Origin of the sequence: Leifsonia poae (genome assembly GCF_050632195.1) — a bacterium.
Classification (GTDB): Bacteria; Actinomycetota; Actinomycetes; order Actinomycetales; family Microbacteriaceae; genus Leifsonia; species Leifsonia poae_C.
The window spans coordinates 1,263,584-1,280,666 of sequence record NZ_CP192580.1; the positions used below are offsets into that span (position 1 = coordinate 1,263,584).

Annotated in this window: 18 protein-coding genes; 3 read left to right on the forward strand and 15 right to left on the reverse strand. The window is 67.3% G+C overall.

Features of this window, described 5'->3' with window-relative positions; translation table 11 throughout:
• Positions 1-99: 99 nt before the first annotated feature.
• From ACQ86A_RS06465 to ACQ86A_RS06500, 8 genes are read right to left on the reverse strand one after another with little or no spacing between them, the layout of a single operon-like run.
• Positions 100-585 carry a hypothetical protein gene (locus tag ACQ86A_RS06465; RefSeq protein ID WP_431279751.1) on the reverse strand — a complete coding sequence of 162 codons (486 nt, stop codon included), beginning with the start codon at positions 583-585 and terminating at the stop codon, positions 100-102.
• A complete protein-coding gene (locus tag ACQ86A_RS06470; protein WP_431279752.1) occupies positions 578-1,411 on the reverse strand; it encodes an NAD-dependent epimerase/dehydratase family protein in 834 nt (277 codons plus the stop codon). Before ACQ86A_RS06470 ends, ACQ86A_RS06465 begins: the two co-directional genes overlap by 8 nt.
• Positions 1,408-2,778: a polysaccharide biosynthesis protein gene (locus tag ACQ86A_RS06475; RefSeq protein WP_431279753.1), complete on the reverse strand. Its 1,371-nt coding sequence runs from the start codon at positions 2,776-2,778 to the stop codon at positions 1,408-1,410. The genes ACQ86A_RS06470 and ACQ86A_RS06475 overlap by 4 nt, the downstream gene beginning before the upstream one ends.
• A complete protein-coding gene (locus ACQ86A_RS06480) occupies positions 2,775-3,227 on the reverse strand; it encodes a hypothetical protein (RefSeq protein WP_431279754.1) in 453 nt (150 codons plus the stop codon). The genes ACQ86A_RS06475 and ACQ86A_RS06480 overlap by 4 nt, the downstream gene beginning before the upstream one ends.
• Complete coding sequence (locus ACQ86A_RS06485) at positions 3,131-3,874, reverse strand: hypothetical protein (protein ID WP_431279755.1); 744 nt, start codon at positions 3,872-3,874, stop codon at positions 3,131-3,133. The genes ACQ86A_RS06480 and ACQ86A_RS06485 overlap by 97 nt, the downstream gene beginning before the upstream one ends.
• Before the next feature lie 10 nt (positions 3,875-3,884).
• Positions 3,885-4,007, reverse strand: coding sequence for a hypothetical protein (locus ACQ86A_RS06490; RefSeq protein WP_431279756.1), 123 nt, complete (start codon positions 4,005-4,007; stop codon positions 3,885-3,887).
• Positions 4,004-5,017 (reverse strand): non-hydrolyzing UDP-N-acetylglucosamine 2-epimerase, encoded by a 1,014-nt coding sequence (wecB, locus tag ACQ86A_RS06495; protein ID WP_431279757.1) that lies wholly within the window; start codon positions 5,015-5,017, stop codon positions 4,004-4,006. The genes ACQ86A_RS06490 and wecB overlap by 4 nt, the downstream gene beginning before the upstream one ends.
• Positions 5,018-5,066: 49 nt before the next feature.
• Positions 5,067-6,092 carry a glycosyltransferase gene (locus ACQ86A_RS06500; RefSeq protein ID WP_431279758.1) on the reverse strand — a complete coding sequence of 342 codons (1,026 nt, stop codon included), beginning with the start codon at positions 6,090-6,092 and terminating at the stop codon, positions 5,067-5,069.
• A 258-nt stretch (positions 6,093-6,350) separates the two neighbouring features.
• On the opposite strand from ACQ86A_RS06500, the gene ACQ86A_RS06505 reads away from it, so the two are divergent.
• Complete coding sequence (locus tag ACQ86A_RS06505) at positions 6,351-7,676, forward strand: hypothetical protein (RefSeq protein ID WP_431279759.1); 1,326 nt, start codon at positions 6,351-6,353, stop codon at positions 7,674-7,676.
• A 42-nt stretch (positions 7,677-7,718) separates the two neighbouring features.
• Here ACQ86A_RS06505 and ACQ86A_RS06510 read toward each other — a convergent pair whose 3' ends face one another.
• Genes ACQ86A_RS06510 through ACQ86A_RS06535 form a run of 6 tightly spaced genes read right to left on the reverse strand, consistent with a single transcriptional unit; the run spans position 7,719 to position 13,682 of the window.
• Entirely contained in the window at positions 7,719-8,666 is a 948-nt protein-coding gene (locus tag ACQ86A_RS06510; protein WP_431279760.1) for an SGNH hydrolase domain-containing protein, read from the reverse strand.
• A gap of 11 nt (positions 8,667-8,677) precedes the next feature.
• Positions 8,678-9,871 carry an acyltransferase family protein gene (locus ACQ86A_RS06515; RefSeq protein ID WP_431279761.1) on the reverse strand — a complete coding sequence of 398 codons (1,194 nt, stop codon included), beginning with the start codon at positions 9,869-9,871 and terminating at the stop codon, positions 8,678-8,680.
• On the reverse strand, positions 9,868-11,016 hold the full coding sequence (locus tag ACQ86A_RS06520) for a glycosyltransferase family protein (RefSeq protein ID WP_431279762.1): 1,149 nt from the start codon (positions 11,014-11,016) through the stop codon (positions 9,868-9,870). Before ACQ86A_RS06520 ends, ACQ86A_RS06515 begins: the two co-directional genes overlap by 4 nt.
• 1 nt (position 11,017) lies before the next feature.
• Complete coding sequence (locus ACQ86A_RS06525; protein ID WP_431280390.1) at positions 11,018-12,001, reverse strand: Gfo/Idh/MocA family protein; 984 nt, start codon at positions 11,999-12,001, stop codon at positions 11,018-11,020.
• Positions 11,998-13,074: a DegT/DnrJ/EryC1/StrS family aminotransferase gene (locus tag ACQ86A_RS06530; RefSeq protein WP_431279763.1), complete on the reverse strand. Its 1,077-nt coding sequence runs from the start codon at positions 13,072-13,074 to the stop codon at positions 11,998-12,000. Before ACQ86A_RS06530 ends, ACQ86A_RS06525 begins: the two co-directional genes overlap by 4 nt.
• On the reverse strand, positions 13,071-13,682 hold the full coding sequence (locus tag ACQ86A_RS06535; protein ID WP_431279764.1) for an acyltransferase: 612 nt from the start codon (positions 13,680-13,682) through the stop codon (positions 13,071-13,073). Before ACQ86A_RS06535 ends, ACQ86A_RS06530 begins: the two co-directional genes overlap by 4 nt.
• Before the next feature lie 135 nt (positions 13,683-13,817).
• Here ACQ86A_RS06535 and ACQ86A_RS06540 point away from each other — a divergent pair, with 135 nt between their 5' ends.
• Together ACQ86A_RS06540 and ACQ86A_RS06545 are read left to right on the forward strand one after the other, a co-directional pair.
• Positions 13,818-15,416: a DUF2142 domain-containing protein gene (locus tag ACQ86A_RS06540; protein ID WP_431279765.1), complete on the forward strand. Its 1,599-nt coding sequence runs from the start codon at positions 13,818-13,820 to the stop codon at positions 15,414-15,416.
• 1 nt (position 15,417) lies between these two features.
• A complete protein-coding gene (locus ACQ86A_RS06545; RefSeq protein ID WP_431279766.1) occupies positions 15,418-16,584 on the forward strand; it encodes a glycosyltransferase family 4 protein in 1,167 nt (388 codons plus the stop codon).
• Here the strand turns inward: ACQ86A_RS06545 and ACQ86A_RS06550 are convergent.
• On the reverse strand, positions 16,563-17,063 hold the full coding sequence (locus ACQ86A_RS06550; protein ID WP_431279767.1) for a glycosyltransferase family 4 protein: 501 nt from the start codon (positions 17,061-17,063) through the stop codon (positions 16,563-16,565). The genes ACQ86A_RS06545 and ACQ86A_RS06550 overlap by 22 nt on opposite strands.
• Between the last annotated feature and the right edge of the window lie 20 nt (positions 17,064-17,083).

Sequence of the window (17,083 nt, forward strand, 5' to 3'; positions counted from 1 at the left end):
CGGCGTACTTGCCGTCTTCGGGAGTGTCGGAACACCAGTCCAGGCAGCTCGCCGCCCACCAGTCGACGCAAGCCCGGCCGTTGGGGTCGTCACGGATGCCTACCCAGCCGACGTTGTATTTGCCGTACTTCGCCAGCTTCTTCTCGAGCTTCGCCGGGTAACGGTGCTCGATGATGCCGACCGATCCTCGCCGAGGGCATCGAGCACCCGGATGGGCGAATCGAAGAAGAAGAGATCGGCGTCGAGGTAGATCGCCACGCTGCCAGGCGTGCCGAGCACATCCAGCACATACCGCATCAGAAGCGGTGTCTGCGTGAAGTAGTACTCCATCCGGGTACGCTTCGCCCGCAGCGGGGCCAGTTCGGGGACGGCCGCCTCCAGATCGCGCGCCGTGATCACGTGCAGCCCGGCGCGATCGAGCGCTCTCAGCGTGTCGGCCGTCTCATCGTCGAGGGCCAGAACCCAGATCGGCGAATCGTCGCCGTGCCGCTGCAGCGAGTCGAACAGAGCAAGGGCACGCGGCAGATACCCGCTGTCGAAATAGGTGCAGTATGCGTGAGCCCGCACGGTGATGTTGTCAGCCATGTGTTTCCATCGTATGCGTGGGAGCGAAACCTAGGACAGACGTCGCGAGTGAGATGTCCGCACAGCTGTAGCTGGGCGGAGCGTTCTCGACGCGGTAGGCCGCCGGGTCGATAGTGAGGAGATCGATCAGTCGTCGATTGCTGGTCGCCTGTCCCGAGCCGACATTGAGCACTCGCGGAAGCGAAGGAGTCCGGAGCGCCCGAGCGATCAAATCCGTCGTATCGTCGACATGGACGTAGTCGCGAACATACCCGTCTAGGCCGTACAGTAGCGCAGGCCGATCCGGTGTCGCCCGCTCCAGGCGCGAGACCAGGGAATCCGTGAACCCGGGGCCGAAGAGATTGAAGACCCGGAGGGAGACCACGTCGAGGTCGGCGCCGTTCGCCAGGTCATCGAGCACGAGCTCGGCCTCGCGCTTCGACCGCGCGTATGCGCTGCCCAGATCGAGGGGGCCATCCTCGTCGACAGGTGTCGTGTATCCGGTGCCGTAGACCGCGGAGGTCGAGACGAAGATCAGCCGGGCCGCCCGCTCGGCCGCGACGAGTCCCAGGGCACGGGTGGCTTCGATATTGACCGCTCGAGTCGCAGCCGGATCGGCTTCACAGGCAGCGCCTACGATGGCGCCGACATGGACGATTGCTTCCGGGCGCGCTTCGCGGGCGCGGCTCGAGACCGCTGCGGTGTCGGCCAGGTCGAGGCGGACCCGGGCGGCGTCGTCAGGTGACCGAGGACTGACCACGGCGGTGACCTCGTGATCATCCCGTTCCAGGCGAGCGACGAGGGCCGTTCCGAGACGCCCGCCGGCGCCGGTGACGAGGATCCTCATTTGATGGGGAACCCGAACCCGCGAAGACGCTCGATGGCCTCGGCCGGACCGATCCGGTAGGCCCGTGCGTCGTCGACGAGAGCCTCGATCTCCCTCAGCGTCGTCTCGGGGTCGTTCACGACGGCATCCCGCACCACGAAGATCTTCTGATTGCCCGTGCGTTCGACCTTGTCCGGCTCGTAGCTCAGCTCTTCGTACATCTTCTCGCCGGGACGCAATCCCGTGATCTCGATCGTCAGCGACGGATCGACCACCTTGATGAGACTCCGGGCGAGGTCCATGATCTTCACCGGTTCGCCCATGTCGAGCACGAAGATCTCGCTCTCGTTGCCGATCAACGCCGACTGGATGATCAGTTGGGAGGCTTCGTCCACCGTCATGAAGAAACGCGTCACGTCGGGATGGGTGACGGTAAGCGGGCGGCCGTTCGCGATCTGGCCGCGGAAGATCTGCATGACACTGCCATTGCTCTGGATGACGTTCCCGAAGCGCACGGCGTTGAATCGGGTCTTCCCGCCGCCGGTGGAGAGGATCTCGAGGATCATCTCGCCAAGCCGCTTGGTCGCTCCCATCACGTTGACCGGGTTGACAGCCTTGTCGGTCGACACATAGACCACGTTCGCCACGTCGTGCTTCTGCGCGAGGCGGAGGATGTTCAGCGAGCCCCAGACGTTGTTGGTGATCGCTTCGAGGGGGTTGTCCTGCATGAGCGGAACATGCTTGTAGGCGGCCGCGTGGAAGACGATGTCGGGCTGGACCTCGGCAAGGATGCGATCCATGAGCGGTTCGTTCTTCACGTCGGCGATTCTGAACGACACGGCGCGCTGATCGCTGAGCTCCTGGCCGAGGAAGAACATCCCGTTCTCCCACCAGTCGACGCAGACGACTTCCGCGGGTTGCATCCCGACGAGCTGCTGCACGAGGCGGGAGCCGATGGAGCCTGCCGCGCCGGTGACGAGCACCTTCTTGCCGGCGATGAACGCCCGCGAGCTGAGGAGGTCGTGTTTCACCGGTTCCCGGCCGACGAGGTCGAGCACGTCCACGTCGGTGAGGTCGTCGATGTCGACCGTCTCCTTGGTGAGGATCGCATAGGTGCGCGGAACGATCGCGATCTCGACGCTGTCGGAGCGAACCAGGTTGACGAAATTCCGGACAGCGGCCGCGTCGACCGAAGGGATCGCGAAGTACACGACTTCGACGCCGGCGCGGTCGATGACCTCGTTGATGTCGGCGAGGGTACCGAGAACCTCCGGCGAGGTGTCCCGATCATCCAGGTACCCGACGACTGTTCCGCCGCGGCGCTTGACGTCCGCTCCGAGGGCGCGTCCTGCTGTGCCGTGGCCGACGATCAAGACTCTCGGGCTCACGATGGAGCACCGCTCGACGACTGGGCGGCCTCGGTGACGATCGCGCGCGGAACGTACGTGCCGTCGACGACCGAATCGAGGATGCGGTTCAGGAGCGCACCCGCGCGGGAGCGCGATCCGTTCTCGAACGCCCACTCCTCGCCGCGCCGGGCGAGAGGCTCGATCCTTTCGGGGTGGTCGAGCAGTGACTTGAGCTTCTCGTAGACCTCGAAATTCTTCGTCACGAGCCAGGCTTCGTTCGCACCGGCCTGGAGATCTTTCTCGATCGTGCCGTCAGCGCTCATCAGCACGGCGCAGCGGGCCGCGAGGGCCTCCATCCCGAAGACTGCTGTGCTGAAACCGTAGAACTGGTTCAGCGCGATGTGGGCGCGGGAGAGCTCCTCCCTGATCTCGTCGTGCGAGACGCCGATGAGTTCCCGGTATTCGAACTCGTAGCCATCCGCTCGCAAGCGACCGACCGCAGAGCGGACGAGCTGCGTTCCCTTGATGATCGGCGAGGTCGTGGCATGGACGAGGACGAGGGGGAGAGGGACTCGAACTTGGTGGAGTCCGTGGCGAACTCCTCATCGGGGATGAAATAGAGGAACGGCTCGGTCGGCCGAGTGAGGTAGGAGAGATGGTCGGTGCCGTTGTTGAACATGGCGTCGGCGTATTCGTCGGCCACCGCGGCGATCCTGCGCAGGGTGTCCTCGTGCCGATCGGTGCCGAAGACCGGGTTGACGAGCGCGATGTACGTCGAGATGTTCGCCAGGCCCGTCCTCTTCTCGAGCTCGTTCATCTTGCGGGTCGAACGGATGTCGCTTCCGGTCCAGTAGCAGACGATCTTCAGGCCGTGCTTCTTGAGGAACGCCATCTCGAAACGGCGCTGATCGAACTGATCGAGCAGAAAGCCCGTCGATCCGACATAGATGAAACCGCGCGCTAGCACCATCAGTCTGGCCAGTTCGAGGGGCGCCCAGACGACCCGGCGCAGCCCGACGATGCGGGCGGGGCCCGTTACTTTTAGCTGGCTGTCGTAGTGATACCCGTATTGGCGACTTCCCGACAACGAGACGGAATGAGCGCCGGGAATGGCGTTCGTGATCTGGTGCACCATCGAGGCGATCTCATTCGGCCCGACGACCCACGTGATCGGCGGCTCCAGCCGGCTTGCGCCGGGAATAGTACCAGTGCCCGAGCCGCAGCAGCATCTTCTGAACTGTGAAGAGGAAAGGGGTGAGCGCGCTCATGATCCGGACCATGCTTCCAGGGCCGAGACAACCCGCTCTGCGGCGTGTCCGTCGCCGAAGGGCTGTGCCGTCTGGGGCGGGTGGGCCCGGCGGAAGTACTCCCGGGCGTCGATCGTGAGGTCGGGATCGATCGTGTTCCAGCCGTCGGTGAGTGTCTCCGGCCACTCCGTCTCGGAGCGCACGGTGAGGGTCGGCGTGGTGAGCAGATACGCCTCCTTCTGCAGGCCGCCGGAGTCGGTGACGACGCCGACGGCGCTGTCGACCGCCAGCACCATCTGGCTGTAGGACATCGACGGAATCGGAACGATGTTGTCACGACGCAACGCGATATCGAAGTGCTCGGCGCGGGAGACGAGGCGCGGGTGGGCGACGAGCAGGACGCGCTCGCCGAGGCCGTCGAGCCGGCTCAGCACCCGCTCGAGCCGGACAGGGTCATCGGTGTTCTCCGCGCGGTGGATGGTGGCCAGCACGGTCTCGTGGTCGGGCGACCACTCGACGGGCATCGACGGCGGCCGGAGCCGGACTGCGTCGCGGACACGGAAGCAGACATCGGTCATCACGTCGCCGACGTCGATCGATCGAGGTCCGAGCCCCTCCGCGGCCAGGTGCTCCATCGCCGTCACGGTTGGGGCGAGCAGCAGATCCGCGACGTGGTCGGTGACGATCCGGTTGTGCTCCTCGGGCATCAGCCGATTGCCCGACCGGAGGCCGGCCTCGAGGTGCGCGACGGGTTGGTGCAGCTTCACGGCGGCGATGGCCGCAGCGAGCGTCGAATTGGTGTCGCCGTACACGAGCACCCAGTCCGACCGCTCCTGTTCGAAGACCTTCTCCAGGCCGATCATCATCGTCCCGGTCTGCACGGCGTGGCTACCGGAACCGATCTCGAGGTTGATGTCAGGCGAGGGGATGCCCAGGTCGGTGAACAGTGAGTCCGAGAGCTCGGGAGCGTAGTGCTGGCCGGTATGCACGATGACGTGCTCGTGGCCGGCCGCCCGTAGCGCACGATCCACGGGGAGAGCTTCACGAACTGCGGCCGCGCGCCGACGACGCTGATCACCCTCACGCGTTCACCCCGGCGATGCTTTCGAGGAAATGGGCCTTCTCCGTGCCCGAATTGAGCACGTGGGCGCAACGGTCGGAGCCGCGTTTGAAGCCGTCGATCTGTTCGGCGGTGAGGGCGTTGAGCCCCGCTGCGAGATCAGCGGCGGTCCAGCCCGGAACGATCGCGCCGTTCCCGAACTCGTTCACGACCGCCGTCATGCTCGGGCTCTCGCCGACGACCACCCCGATGCGTCCCTGCACCGACTCGAAGAACTTATTGGGGAACGAATAGAGGAAGTTCGGACTCGTCGGGGGATAGAAGATTACTTCCAGGTCGAAGGCATTGAGTGCAGTCGCCACCTCGCGCATCGGGACTGCGTCGCGGAACTCGATGCGATCCGCGAGGCCGTGGGTGAGCTCTCGCAACGTGCGCTTGCCTTCGTCGTGTCCCGTCAACATGAACGTGAGAGTGAACCGTTCATCGACCATCCGGAAAGCCTCGACCAGAAGCCCGAGCCCGCGCGTCATCTCGGCGTTGCCGTGATAGATGAGCCGAATCCGGTCGGGATCGACCGGGGTCGGCGACAATTCCACATACGCAGGGCTGTTGCGCACGATCAGCGGGCGCTCGATCTGGAACTCGGCAGCGTACAGGTCGGCGATGCCATCGGCGACCGTGGAGCGCGTGGCGAACACCGGGGACGCGATGTGCCCGCGGAGCCAGCCGTGGTAGCCGCGCAGCGAACGCTCCTGCAACCGGGGCAGATTCTCGTCGGCGGCCCAGAGATGAAACTCGTGCACGTCGAGATGAATGCGCGCTCCGGGATTCTTCGACAGGAGCGACGGCCCGCTCCGCACGGCCCAGGGGAGGAGGTCGATGTCGTTGACGATGATGAGGTCGTAACCACCGCTGGACGCATCCTGGGAGAGCTGCTTCGGGATGCGCGACTCCAAGAGCAGACGGAAGCGCCACGAGTACGGCAGCAGTGTGTGGATCAGCGCCCTCACCGGCATCGGTCGGATGAGCGTGGGGACTGCGGTCATCTCGTAATGCCGGTGGACGTCAGGGGTGGGTTTCGGGCCCAGCCCCAGGCTGTCGACCTCCCAGCCAGCGGAACTCAGCCAATCGATCTGGCGGGTGACCCGAGGGTCGGTCTCCAGGTTCGAGAAACAGACGACAAGGGCACGCCTGGGGCGCTGGTTGTTCACGAAGTGCTCGGCCTTTCTGACACGGGTCAGCCCGCCCGGATTGAGTTTTGAGTTTACACGGCGCTTTCGGGCGATCGCCTAAGGTGGATGATCATGGGTCATCGTTCGGGGCGCGGCGTGCGAGTGTTCCTCGGCCCGCAGGAGATCTCGGGGCTGTACAAGAATCTCGAGGCTGGCATGGTCGCCAACGGGGTGGCCGCCCGGCTCATCCAGACGCACCCGCACCCTTTCGACTACGGTCAACGCAGGCAGAACCCTTGGCCCGCACGCTGGGCGTCGGCGGCCGTTCTGCGGCATAGGAAGAGTGCGGGCGCCGCGCGCGTGCTCTGGGCGGTGGCCTATGCCGCGTCGTCGGTTCTGCTGTTGATCTGGTGTCTGCCGCGCTTCGACGCGTTTCTGTTCGGCTGGGGGATCTCGATCCTGCCGGGCAACCTCGACATCCCGGTGCTCAGACTGTTTCGCAAGCGCGTGGTCGTCGTGTTGGGGCACGGCTCGGAGGCGCGCCCGCCGTATATGGCGACCCCCGCCGACGACGTGACCTTCCCGCTTTCCCGTGAGGCGATCGACGAACTCGCGGCCCGAACCGCGCGCGTCGCAGCGAAAGTGCGACGCCTGGAACGCTGGGCGAGTGCGACGATCGGGATGCGCATGACGGCGCAATTCTTCACTCGGCCGTTCATCGAGTTCTATGGCATGGGCGTCGCGACCGCAGTCGACAATGCTGCGACGACCGACGATGCTGCTACGACCGACGACGCTGCGGCGACCGACGATGCTGCGGCGACCGACGTTGACCGCATCGTGGTACTCCACGCGCCCAGCAACGAGAAAGTGAAGGGCACGGCGATCATCCGCCGGATCATGCGCGAGATCGTCGCCGAGAATCCTGGAGTGGAGTTCCGCGAGCTCACCGGGGCCCTGCACGAGGAGGTGCTGGCCGCGCTGGCGGACTGCACCTTCCTCGTCGACCAGATGTGGTCCGACATCCCCCTGGCCACGGTTGGCGCGGAGGCGGCTGCGAATGGAAAGGCTACGGTCATCGGGGGCTACGGCTGGGACATCTGGCGCGAAGCGGTGGACGAGGGCGACCTGCCCCCGGCGCTTCTGGCCGACCCCGACTCCATGAAGGAGGCGATCCTCGCTGCGGTCGCCGACCCGGGGCGGATGGTCGCGCTCGGCGAGGAAGCGCGTGCATTCGTGCGTTCGCGCTGGAGTGCCGAGGTTGTCGCGGCCAACTACCTGGCGGTCCTGACGAACGACTTCCCAGAGAACTGGATTGTTCGTCCCGAAGATGTCCGCTACGCCTGGGGTACCGGCGTTCCCCGCGAACAGGTCAGCGCCATGGTCGCCGGCCTCATCGCCCACCACGGTGAGGCGTCTCTCGAGTGGAGGAACGGCGTGCGGGAGTACGCCGACTGACCCGCCGAACCCGACTGACCAGCCTGACCCCCCGAAGAGCCCCTACCGGAAAGCCGCAGCGATCGCGGGTTGCACCTGGTGGCCGTGCACCGCAGCCCTGAGAGCGTCATACAGGGGGCCCGTCAGTGTCTTCGAGTACGTCTTCGTCATGTGATAGGGATCCGTGTGCACGGCGACCCCGCCGATGACCGCTTTGCACACGTCCGGCGTGCAGAACTTGTCGGTGAGGTCGGTGCGGAGCGCCCCATCCATCCCGGCCGCGGCGTCGTACTGCAGATCGGGGCGGGCGGTCGCGGCGGCGCGGGCCACGTCGCAGCTCGAGGAGGTCCCCTCGGTGGCGACGCAGACCGTCGTACCGTCGGTCATGTGCGGGGTGTCGCGGAGCGCCAGCACGGTTCCACCTCGAGCGACGATCGGCTTCCAAGCGCTCTGGAAACCGGCGATCGCCGCAGCGGTGCTGACGGCGCCCTTGTCGACCTCGAGGTCGAGGTTCTCGGCGAAGAAGCTCGTGATCACCAGTCCCATCGGCTTCTCGGCAGCGAGTTTCTTCTGCACCCCGGCCGTCCACGTCGCGCAGGCGTCGTACTGTTCGGTGCGTTCGACCTCGGTGAAAGCACAATTGGTCTTGAGGTAGAGCTGCAGATCCCAGTGGTGCTCCTCGGCCAGTGCGCGTAGCGCCGGCTGCCATTGCGCCGCGTGCGAGTCGCCGATGAGGGCGATGCGCGTCGGGGAGTCCGGATCGCCGAACGAGCAGGAGACGATGGTGCTTCCCGTCGTGAAGCAGGGCGGATCGGTGAAGTAGATGTCCGGCTGATCCTGAGGCGCGAGCGCCGGGTCGGGGCTCAGAACCGGGAAGGTGGCGCTGGTGCAATCGCGCGCCGGGTCCATCGACCCCGCGCCGAAACATTGGTCGCTCGTCAGAGCAGCGCGCACCGACGCATCCTCGGCCTGCTTCGCCTGCACGATGGTCGTGCCGGCGATGGAAGGCACGATGACGAGGATCATTGCCACGACGGCGGCCAAAAAGTCCAACGCGGCTTCCGGGCGGTGAACAGGCGCGCGCGGCGCACGGGATCTTCCACCCACCGCTTCGTCGCCCAGGCCAGCACCACGGTGAGGGCTAGGAGCGCGACCTTCTCGATGAGAGTGAGGCTCGCATGCCCCACGACGTATGGGGCCACGATCAGCAACGGCCAGTGCCACAGGTAGATCGAGTACGACACGTCGCCCACCCATTGCACCGGGCGGATGCCGACGATCGAGGTGGGCGCCCACCAGCGCGCCGGACTTCCCGCGGCGATGACGAGCAGCGCGCCACCTACAGGCAGGAGCGCCGTGTACCCGGGGAACGGCGTCGCGGCAGAGAAGCGGAACACCGCGTATGCAATGGCGATCCAGCCCGCCCACGCCAGGATCGGACGGACCTTGTCGATGCGCTGGCCGATCCGCCGGCCCATCCCTTCATCAAAAGTGCCGAGTGCGAGCGCGAGCAGGCCGCCGAGGCCGAACTCCCAAGCGCGCGTGGGGGTGATGAAGTAGGCGACCGAAGGACTGCTCGTCGTGAGCGCGACCGATGCTGCCAAGCTCGCCGCGGTGACCACCGACAGCACGACGAAGATGACTCGACGGCGGGAGAAGCGGCGGACCCGGGTGGACGCCCAGAGTCCCGCAAGGATCACCAGCGGCCAGATCAGGTAGAACTGCTCCTCGGCTGAGAGTGACCAATAGTGCTGCACGGCGGTCGGGACGGCGTTCGCGGCAAGGTAGTCGACGGAGTCCGCCGCCAGCGTCCAGTTCTCGACGTACAACGCCGAGGCGATCGTCTCGCGGAAGAACGGCAGCCAGAAGATCGACGGCACCCAGACGAGAACCGCGATCGCCGTGACGAGCAGCACGAGCAGGCTGGCGGGGAGCAATCGACGGGCACGGCGCGCCCAGAACTGAGCGAGACCGATCCGGTCGGTGGCGGCCACTTCGCGGAGCAGATGACCCGTGATGAGGAAGCCCGAGATGGCGAAGAACACGTCGACACCGACGTAACCGCCCGTCACCACCGGGGGCCAGAAGTGATAGAGCACCACGGCGGCGACCGCGACGGCCCGCAGCGCCTGGATCTCCGGTCGAGTGCGGCGTCCGGCGGGCCGGCGATCGGGGGAGGGGCCGGGGGCGGTCGCCTGGATGGTGCTGTCTGTCACGGGCGTCGCCCGCCGAAAGACGCTTCGATCAGCTCTCCAAGCGTCCGGGCCCGGTGGGCGTAGGTGTGCGCCCGCAGGGTCTTGGCCTGGCCCGCGGCGGCGATCCGGTCCAGACGGGCGGGATCGGCGACGAGACCGGCCGCCAGCTCGGCCGCCTGCTCCGGCGAATCGTAGGCGAGGACCTCCGTCTCGGGCTCGAAGAGAGTCGCGAGATTGCTCTTGTTCTCGGTGATCAGCGCCGCGCCGGAGCCGGTTGTCTCGAACATCCGCATGTTCACCGCATAGTCCCCGGCGATCGATCCGTGCCGGTTGATGACCATCTTGGCCTCGCCGAGCAGCCTGAACATCTCGGCACCCCACGCGGGTCCGACGTAGTTCTGGGTCAGCCCGTGTTCGGCGAGCACGTCTGGCGTGACGGAGCCGTAGATCTTCAAGCCCGGCACCTGCTCCGCCACCGCCCGCAGCAGCGGCGCGGTGGTGGGTTGCAGCCGGGAGAAGCTGCCGATGAAGATGGCGTCGATCGGCCGCGTCGATGCCGGCGAGCGGGTGGCCCAGCGCTCATCGAACGCCAGAGGGATGCCCGTGGCCGGGATGCCCCAGGAGGAAGCCGTCTCGACGATGCTGGGCAGCGCGGAGACGATGTGGTCGTAGCCGGTGAGGAACGGCTTGGGCGGCAACGGAGAGGCGATCTCGCCGATCAGGAGCCGAGTGTGCCGACGGAGGGCTTTGGCGAAGCCCGGCGGCACCAGGTTGAGGTCCTGGACGACGATCGCGTCGGGCTGGAGTTGCCTGGCCTGTTCGAGCAGCACGCTGTGCAAGTGCCTCACCCGGTGGAGGTGGTCTCGGGCGACCGGGAGCCGGGAGAGGTGTGCACCGTACGCCCAGCCCTTTCCGAGCGGGTCGCGGAGCCCGTGGTCCCGCGCCCACTGGGTCTGAAGGCTGAGCGAGTTGGGGATGACGATGTTCGTCTCCCAGCCGAGTCTGGCGAAGTTGCGGGCGTAGGCCGCGCCCGTGCCGAAGCCGAAGTCGAGGAGCTCGTCGAGCTTCGCACGGTAGTCGAAGCCCTTGTCGGGCACGACATCCAGGCCGAGGGTGTGCAGGACGGCCGAATAGTACGAGTCGACGAAGAGGACGGACCGGGTCATATCAGGTGAGGCGGTGGGACTGACCGTCGGCGACGAGTTTCTCAGCCGTCACGACGACTTCCGTTCCCTCCGCGAGGGTGACGATCCCGGAGGTGTCTCCCGAGAGGACCGCGTCGCGGAACGCCTCCGCTTCGGTGCGGAGCGGTTCGCGCTTGTCGAGGGCGAACCGCGTGACGTCGCCCTCGGTGACGCCGCGGAACGACGAGACGCCCTCCCAGGCCGCACCGGTGGTGCCGTTGGCGTAATAGGTCAGGTCGGCCGTGAGGGTGTCGGCGACGAGCGCGCCGTTCTCGCCTGTGACGACGGTCGTGCGCTCTTTGAACGGGCTGAGCCAGTTCACCGTATGGCTGGTGATCGTCCCGTTCGACAGGGTTCCGACAGCGACCACCATGTCCTCGTGCTGCCGGCCGCTGCGGTGCGTCGTGCGCGCGTTCACGGTGACGTAGGTTTGCTGGCTCACCCAGGCGGTGAGGTCGATGTCGTGGGTGGCGAGGTCCTTCACTACCCCGACGTCGGCGATCCGACCGGGGAACGGGCCCTGCCGGCGCGTGACGATCTGGTAGATGTCGCCGAGGAGTCCGTCTTCGATCCGCTGTCGCATCGACTGCAGCGCAGGATTGAACCGCTCGATGTGGCCGACGCCGCCGACCAGGCCGGCCTCGTCGAAAATCGCGCGCAGTTCCCTGGCCGAAGCGGCGTCCGAGGCGACCGGCTTCTCGATGAGGGCGTGGACGCCCCGCTCGGCCAGAGCCCGGCCGAGCTCGAGGTGGTACACGGTGGGAGCGGCGACGACCGCGTAGTCGAGCCCCATATCGAGAAAGCGGTTGAGGTCCTTCGTGACGTCTTTGCCCTGGATGGACGACGGAACGCCCGTTCCCGGATCGTAGACACCCACGAACTCGACCCCCTCGAGTGAATTGAGCACGCGCGAGTGGTGCCTGCCCATGACCCCGAGCCCGATGACTCCCGCCCTCAGCACGATCAGCTCCCCGCCCGCGCGACGGCGTTGACCGCGTCGGCAATGGTCTCGAGCTCGTCCTGGCCGAGCGCGGGATGCACGGGCAGCGACAGGCACTGCGCGGCGACTTGTTCCGTGGCCGGGAGGTCGAGCTGCAGTTCGAACGACGGCAGCCGGTGGATCGGTGTGGGATAGTACACGCCGCTGCCGACGCCGCGCGATGCGAGCTCTGCCGCGAACGCGTCGCGATCGTGGCCTTCGATGCGCACCGTGTACTGGTGGAAGACGTGCACGGCGCCGGGGGCCGTCGGCGGGGTCACGACCTCGGTGATCGCCTCGTTCAGGAATGCGGCGTTCTTCTGCCGGGTCTCCGTCCAGCCCGCGAGCTTGCCGAGCTGCACGCGTCCGATGGCGGCGTGCAGATCGGTCATGCGCGTGTTGAAGCCGACGATCTCGTTCGCGTACCGCTTCTCCATGCCCTGGTTGCGCAGCAGACGGAGCCGGCGCGCCACCTCCTCGTCGGGGGTGGTGACCATGCCGCCCTCGCCCGCCGTCATGTTCTTGGTCGGGTAGAAGGAGAACGAGCCTGCGATTCCCCATGCGCCGACGGGCTTGCCGTCGAACGAGGCGGCGTGCGCTTGGGCGGCGTCCTCGAAGAGGAGGAGATCGTGCTTCTCGGCAATCGCTGCGAGCGTGGGGAGATCGGCCGGGTGGCCATAGAGGTGCACCGGCATGATGGCACGGGTGCGAGGCGTGATCGCAGCCTCCACCGCGGCCGGGTCGAGACAGAAGAAGTCGGGCTCGACATCGGCGAAGACCGGGGTGGCACCTGCCAGGGCAACGGCGTTCGCCGTGGCCGCGAAGCTGAAGGACGGGACGATGACCTCGTCTCCCGCACCGATTCCCGCCGCCAGGAAGGACAGGTGCAGAGCGGAGGTGCCGGAGTTCACCGCGACGCAGTGCAGACCGTCGACGATCGAGGCGAACTCGTTCTCGAAGGCGGCGACTTCGGGGCCCTGCGCGAGCATCCCGGACCGCATCACTCTGTCGACGGCGGCGCGTTCTTCGTCACCGATGATCGGGTGGGCAGCAGGGATCATTGCTCTTCCTTTTCCACCAGGAGGTCTGGTCCGACCTGCCGGTACTTTCTCGACGTTCTCGGGCACGCCCACTCGTCATCGGAGACGTTGACGAGAGGGACGCCCTCCTGACCAACCCAGCCGACGCGCCGCGCCGGGTTTCCGACGACGAGGGCGAAGTCCGGCACGTTCTTGACGACGACCGAGCCGGCGCCGACGAGGGCCCACCGCCCGATGGTGACCGGTGCGATGCAGACCGACCGTGCTCCGATGGAGGCGCCGTGCTCGATCGTCACTCCGACCGGTGTCCAGTCGTCGGCCGATTTGAGCGATCCGTCCGCGTTGATGGCCCGCGGGAATTGATCGTTGGTGAGCACGACGGCCGGTCCGATGAAGACGCCGTCGGCGATCGACGCGGGCTCGTAGACGAGTGCGTTGTTCTGCACCTTGCAATTGTCGCCGAGTCGCACGCCTTCGCCGATGTACGCACTTCGACCGATCACACAGTTCTCGCCGAGGACGGCATGCTCGCGGATCTGGCTGTAGTTCCAGACCTTGGCCGAAACGGGTACGGTCGCGGATTCGGCTACATCCGCTGTCGGGTGGATGTGTCCGCTGGCTTGTGACATAGGGGCTCCGCGTCCGCAAAGTGTGGGGGTCTCCGACATCCTATCCGCTGGTCCCTGGGCATCGACGGTGGCCTATTTGCCGCGGGCTCGCACGTCGCTTCGATCGCCGGTTGCCGATGCCCTAACGTGAAGCGCGTGCCCATCACCGAACTGCCGGCCCGCGCCGACCGCCGTCGCACCGCGTCCGCGTTCTGGATTCCGTTCGCCTTTCTCGCGCTGCTGTCGACGCTCTGGGCGCTCGCGAGCCCGCTCTTCTCCGTCCCGGACGAGAACGCCCACGCGGCCAAGGCCATCGCCCAGGTGCGTGGTCAGGTGATCGGCGCGGTCGAGCCCGGGGCGAAGTACCTGGTCGTCGATCTGCCGCCGGGGTACCACTACAACCATTCGGCGATGTGCTTCCTGTTCGTACCGGAAGACTCCGCCCACTGCGCCGCTCATTTCGGCGATGGCACGGGATCGGCGACGTTCGACACCTGGGTGGGCGCGTACAACCCGATCTACTACTACCTCGTGGGGTGGCCGACCCTGCTCACCGACCATGGTGAGGCCGGCGTGTACGGGATGCGCATCGCGAGCGCCCTGCTCTGCTCGGCAATGCTCGCCTTCGCTTTTCAGGCGGCCCTGTCGTCGCGCCGCGCGCGGTGGCTGCCGCTCGGGCTGATGCTCGTCGCCGGTCCGATGGTGCTGTACCTGGCCGGGTCCGTGAATCCCAACGGACTCGAGATTGCTGCCGCAGCCGCCCTGTGGGCCGCGCTGCTGCGCCTGCTCGAGCGGCACGATCCGCGCATCGACGACGTGGGGCTCTCCCGAGGTTCGCTCTGGGGGATCGTCACGGTGTCCGCGATCCTGCTCGCCAACGCGCGCTCCGTCGGGCCGCTGTGGGTGGTCATCGTGCTCGCCGCGTGTCTCGCCGTCAGCGGCCTCGCCGCGACGAAGGCGTTCTTCATAAGGCCGCGCACTTACATCTGGGTGGGCATCATCGCCGTTGGGATGCTCTTCTCGGGTGTCTGGACGCTCGCGACGAACGGTGCAGGGGGCCAGGCCGGCGCGAACGATGCACCACTGGTCGGCGCGAGCGTCGTGTCTGGTGTCGCCGGGATGCTGCGCCGCACGCCGGGCTACCTGCAGCAGGGGCTCGGCGTTTTCGGCTGGCTGGACACCCCGCTGCCGTGGATGCTGTACGCGCTGGTCGTGGTGGCCCTCGGCGTGCTCGTGATTCTCGCCGTCACGGGGGCGGGCCGGCGGGCGACGGTCGTCGTGGTGTGCGCGCTCACCGGTGCTGTGCTCGTTCCCGCGATCGTGCAAGGCGTCACCATCTCGCGCACCGGGCTCATCTGGCAGGGCAGGTACGGGCTCTTCCTCTACATAGCCGTCCCGCTGCTGGCCGCGTGGATGCTCTCCCGGCCAGCCGGCCGACGGCTCGACTTCCTGTCCGCCCGGGTGTCCTGGATCGGTCTCGGTCTCTGCGCCCTGTTCGGTCCGCTGGCGTTCTTCACCGTCCTCCGTCGCTTCACCACCGGTTTCGGCCACGGAATCGGCGCTATGTTCTCGCCCGAGTGGCAGCCGCCCCTCGGCTGGTTGGCGCTGCTGATGATCTACGCGGTGGTGACGGCCGGCTTCGCCGTGTGGCTCGGCTTCCGGGCGCGGGATGCGGCGAACCCCGCCGACGACCTCGAAGCGCCCGCGGGGTTGCGCGCCGACGAGCGAATCGCTTCGAACCCGGTCGGGGCGTGACGTGCGGATCGCGATCGTCTACGACTGCCTCTTCCCCGTGAACACCGGCGGCGGCGAGCGGGTCTACCGCCGCGTCGCCGAGCTGCTCGTGGCGCGCGGCCATTCGGTCGACTATCTCACCCGCGACCAGTGGGGAGACGGAGCGGTGCCGCGCACGAACTTCGCGGTGGTGCCTGTCTGGACGGGAGAGATCGCCGATGCTTCCGGTGCTCGCCGCATGGCAGCGGCGGTCGGGTTCGCCCGGGGCGTCTTCCGCGAACTCCGTAGGCGGCGCGGCGACTACGACCTCGTTATCGTCAGCGCGCTTCCCGTGCTCAACGTCTTCGCCGCCCGCGTCGCGACGTTCGGTCGGCGCACCCGGATGCTGAGCGACTGGCTCGAGGTGTGGACGTGGCGCAAATGGCGGGAGTACTCGGGCGCGCCGGTGGGCACCGTCGCATGGGTGCTGCAGTGGCTCGCGCTACGGCTCACCTCCGACGTCACCGTCAACAGCTCGTTCACCCGAGCCCGGGTGCTCCGGCATCGGCGAGGGCTCGATCCGATCGTGCTCGGGCTGCTGGATCTGGCCGGGAAGCCGGCTGAGCTCGACTCCGATCGAAGTGAAAGGGCAGATGTCGAGCCTGGACTCGTGCTGTTCGCCGGCCGGCACATCCCCGACAAGCAGCTCACCGCGCTGCCCGCCGCAGTTGCCGTCGCGCACGCCGAGGACCCGTCGGTCCACGCGGTCGTGGTTGGCTCCGGGCCCGAGACCGAAGCGCTCCGTCGGGCCATCGCGGAGGAGGGAGCCGGTCGGCTGTTCGACATCCGTGGCCGCGTCGACGACGATGAGCTGGAGCGACTGTTCGCCGAGGCGGCGGTGCTAGTGAACCCGTCTCGCCGCGAGGGCTTCGGTCTGGTCGTCGCCGAGGCGGCGGCGCTGGGAACGCCGAGCGTCGTAGTCGCGGGCGACGACAACGCGGCGGCCGACCTCATCAAGCAGGGTGTCAACGGATTCGTCGCCGCCGACGCGGGCCCGGCGGCTCTCGGCGGAGCGATCGTCGACGCGATGCGTGGTGGGGCGGAACTGAGGAGATCGACGGCGGACTGGTTCGCCAGCGCGAGCCGCACGCAGAATCTGTCGCACTCTGTGGACGAGATCCTACGGCGTTACCGGTCGAGCGCCCGCTGAAAGCTCCGCGCGGTCAGCCGCGCCGTCTGCGACCACGACAACTGCGCTGCCCGCCCGAGCCCGGCGGCCGAGCGGCGAGACTGCTCGGCGGGGTCGGCGAGCAGCCGGCGGATCCGCTCCGCGATGGCGTCCGGATCGCGGGGGTCGACGTAGTCCGCCGCCGTGCCGCCGACCTCGTGCAGCACCGGGAGGTCGGAGCAGATCACGGGGCAGCCGCGCGACATCGCCTCCAGGACCGGCAGGCCGAAGCCTTCGAACAGGGTCGGCACGACAACGACGGTTGCCTCTGCGTACAGTCGCTCGATCTCGTCGTCGTCGACCCATCCGAGGAGGGTCGTCGTGGTGCCGATGCCGAGCTCGGACACGAGCGGCAGCAGGGGGTCATCGCCGTGCGAGCCGGTGACGACCAGGCGCGGGCGCTCCGCCTGGGGGATGCGCGCGACGGCCCGCAGGAGGGTCTCGAAATTCTTGTGGGGCATCCGATTGCCGAGGGCCAGCA

Excerpts from the sequence above, each read along its gene's own strand:
- ACQ86A_RS06500 (WP_431279758.1), bottom strand. The coding sequence starts at position 6,092 with ATGACCGCAGTCCCCACGCTCATCCGACCGATGCCGGTGAGGGCGCTG.
- ACQ86A_RS06485 (WP_431279755.1), bottom strand. The coding sequence starts at position 3,874 with ATGGTGCACCAGATCACGAACGCCATTCCCGGCGCTCATTCCGTCTCG.
- ACQ86A_RS06530 (WP_431279763.1), bottom strand. The coding sequence starts at position 13,074 with ATGATCCCTGCTGCCCACCCGATCATCGGTGACGAAGAACGCGCCGCC.
- ACQ86A_RS06470 (WP_431279752.1), bottom strand. The coding sequence starts at position 1,411 with ATGAGGATCCTCGTCACCGGCGCCGGCGGGCGTCTCGGAACGGCCCTC.
- ACQ86A_RS06505 (WP_431279759.1), top strand. The coding sequence starts at position 6,351 with ATGGGTCATCGTTCGGGGCGCGGCGTGCGAGTGTTCCTCGGCCCGCAG.
- ACQ86A_RS06550 (WP_431279767.1), bottom strand. The coding sequence starts at position 17,063 with ATGCCCCACAAGAATTTCGAGACCCTCCTGCGGGCCGTCGCGCGCATC.
- ACQ86A_RS06535 (WP_431279764.1), bottom strand. The coding sequence starts at position 13,682 with ATGTCACAAGCCAGCGGACACATCCACCCGACAGCGGATGTAGCCGAA.
- ACQ86A_RS06465 (WP_431279751.1), bottom strand. The coding sequence starts at position 585 with ATGGCTGACAACATCACCGTGCGGGCTCACGCATACTGCACCTATTTC.
- ACQ86A_RS06520 (WP_431279762.1), bottom strand. The coding sequence starts at position 11,016 with ATGACCCGGTCCGTCCTCTTCGTCGACTCGTACTATTCGGCCGTCCTG.
- ACQ86A_RS06490 (WP_431279756.1), bottom strand. The coding sequence starts at position 4,007 with ATGAGCGCGCTCACCCCTTTCCTCTTCACAGTTCAGAAGATGCTGCTG.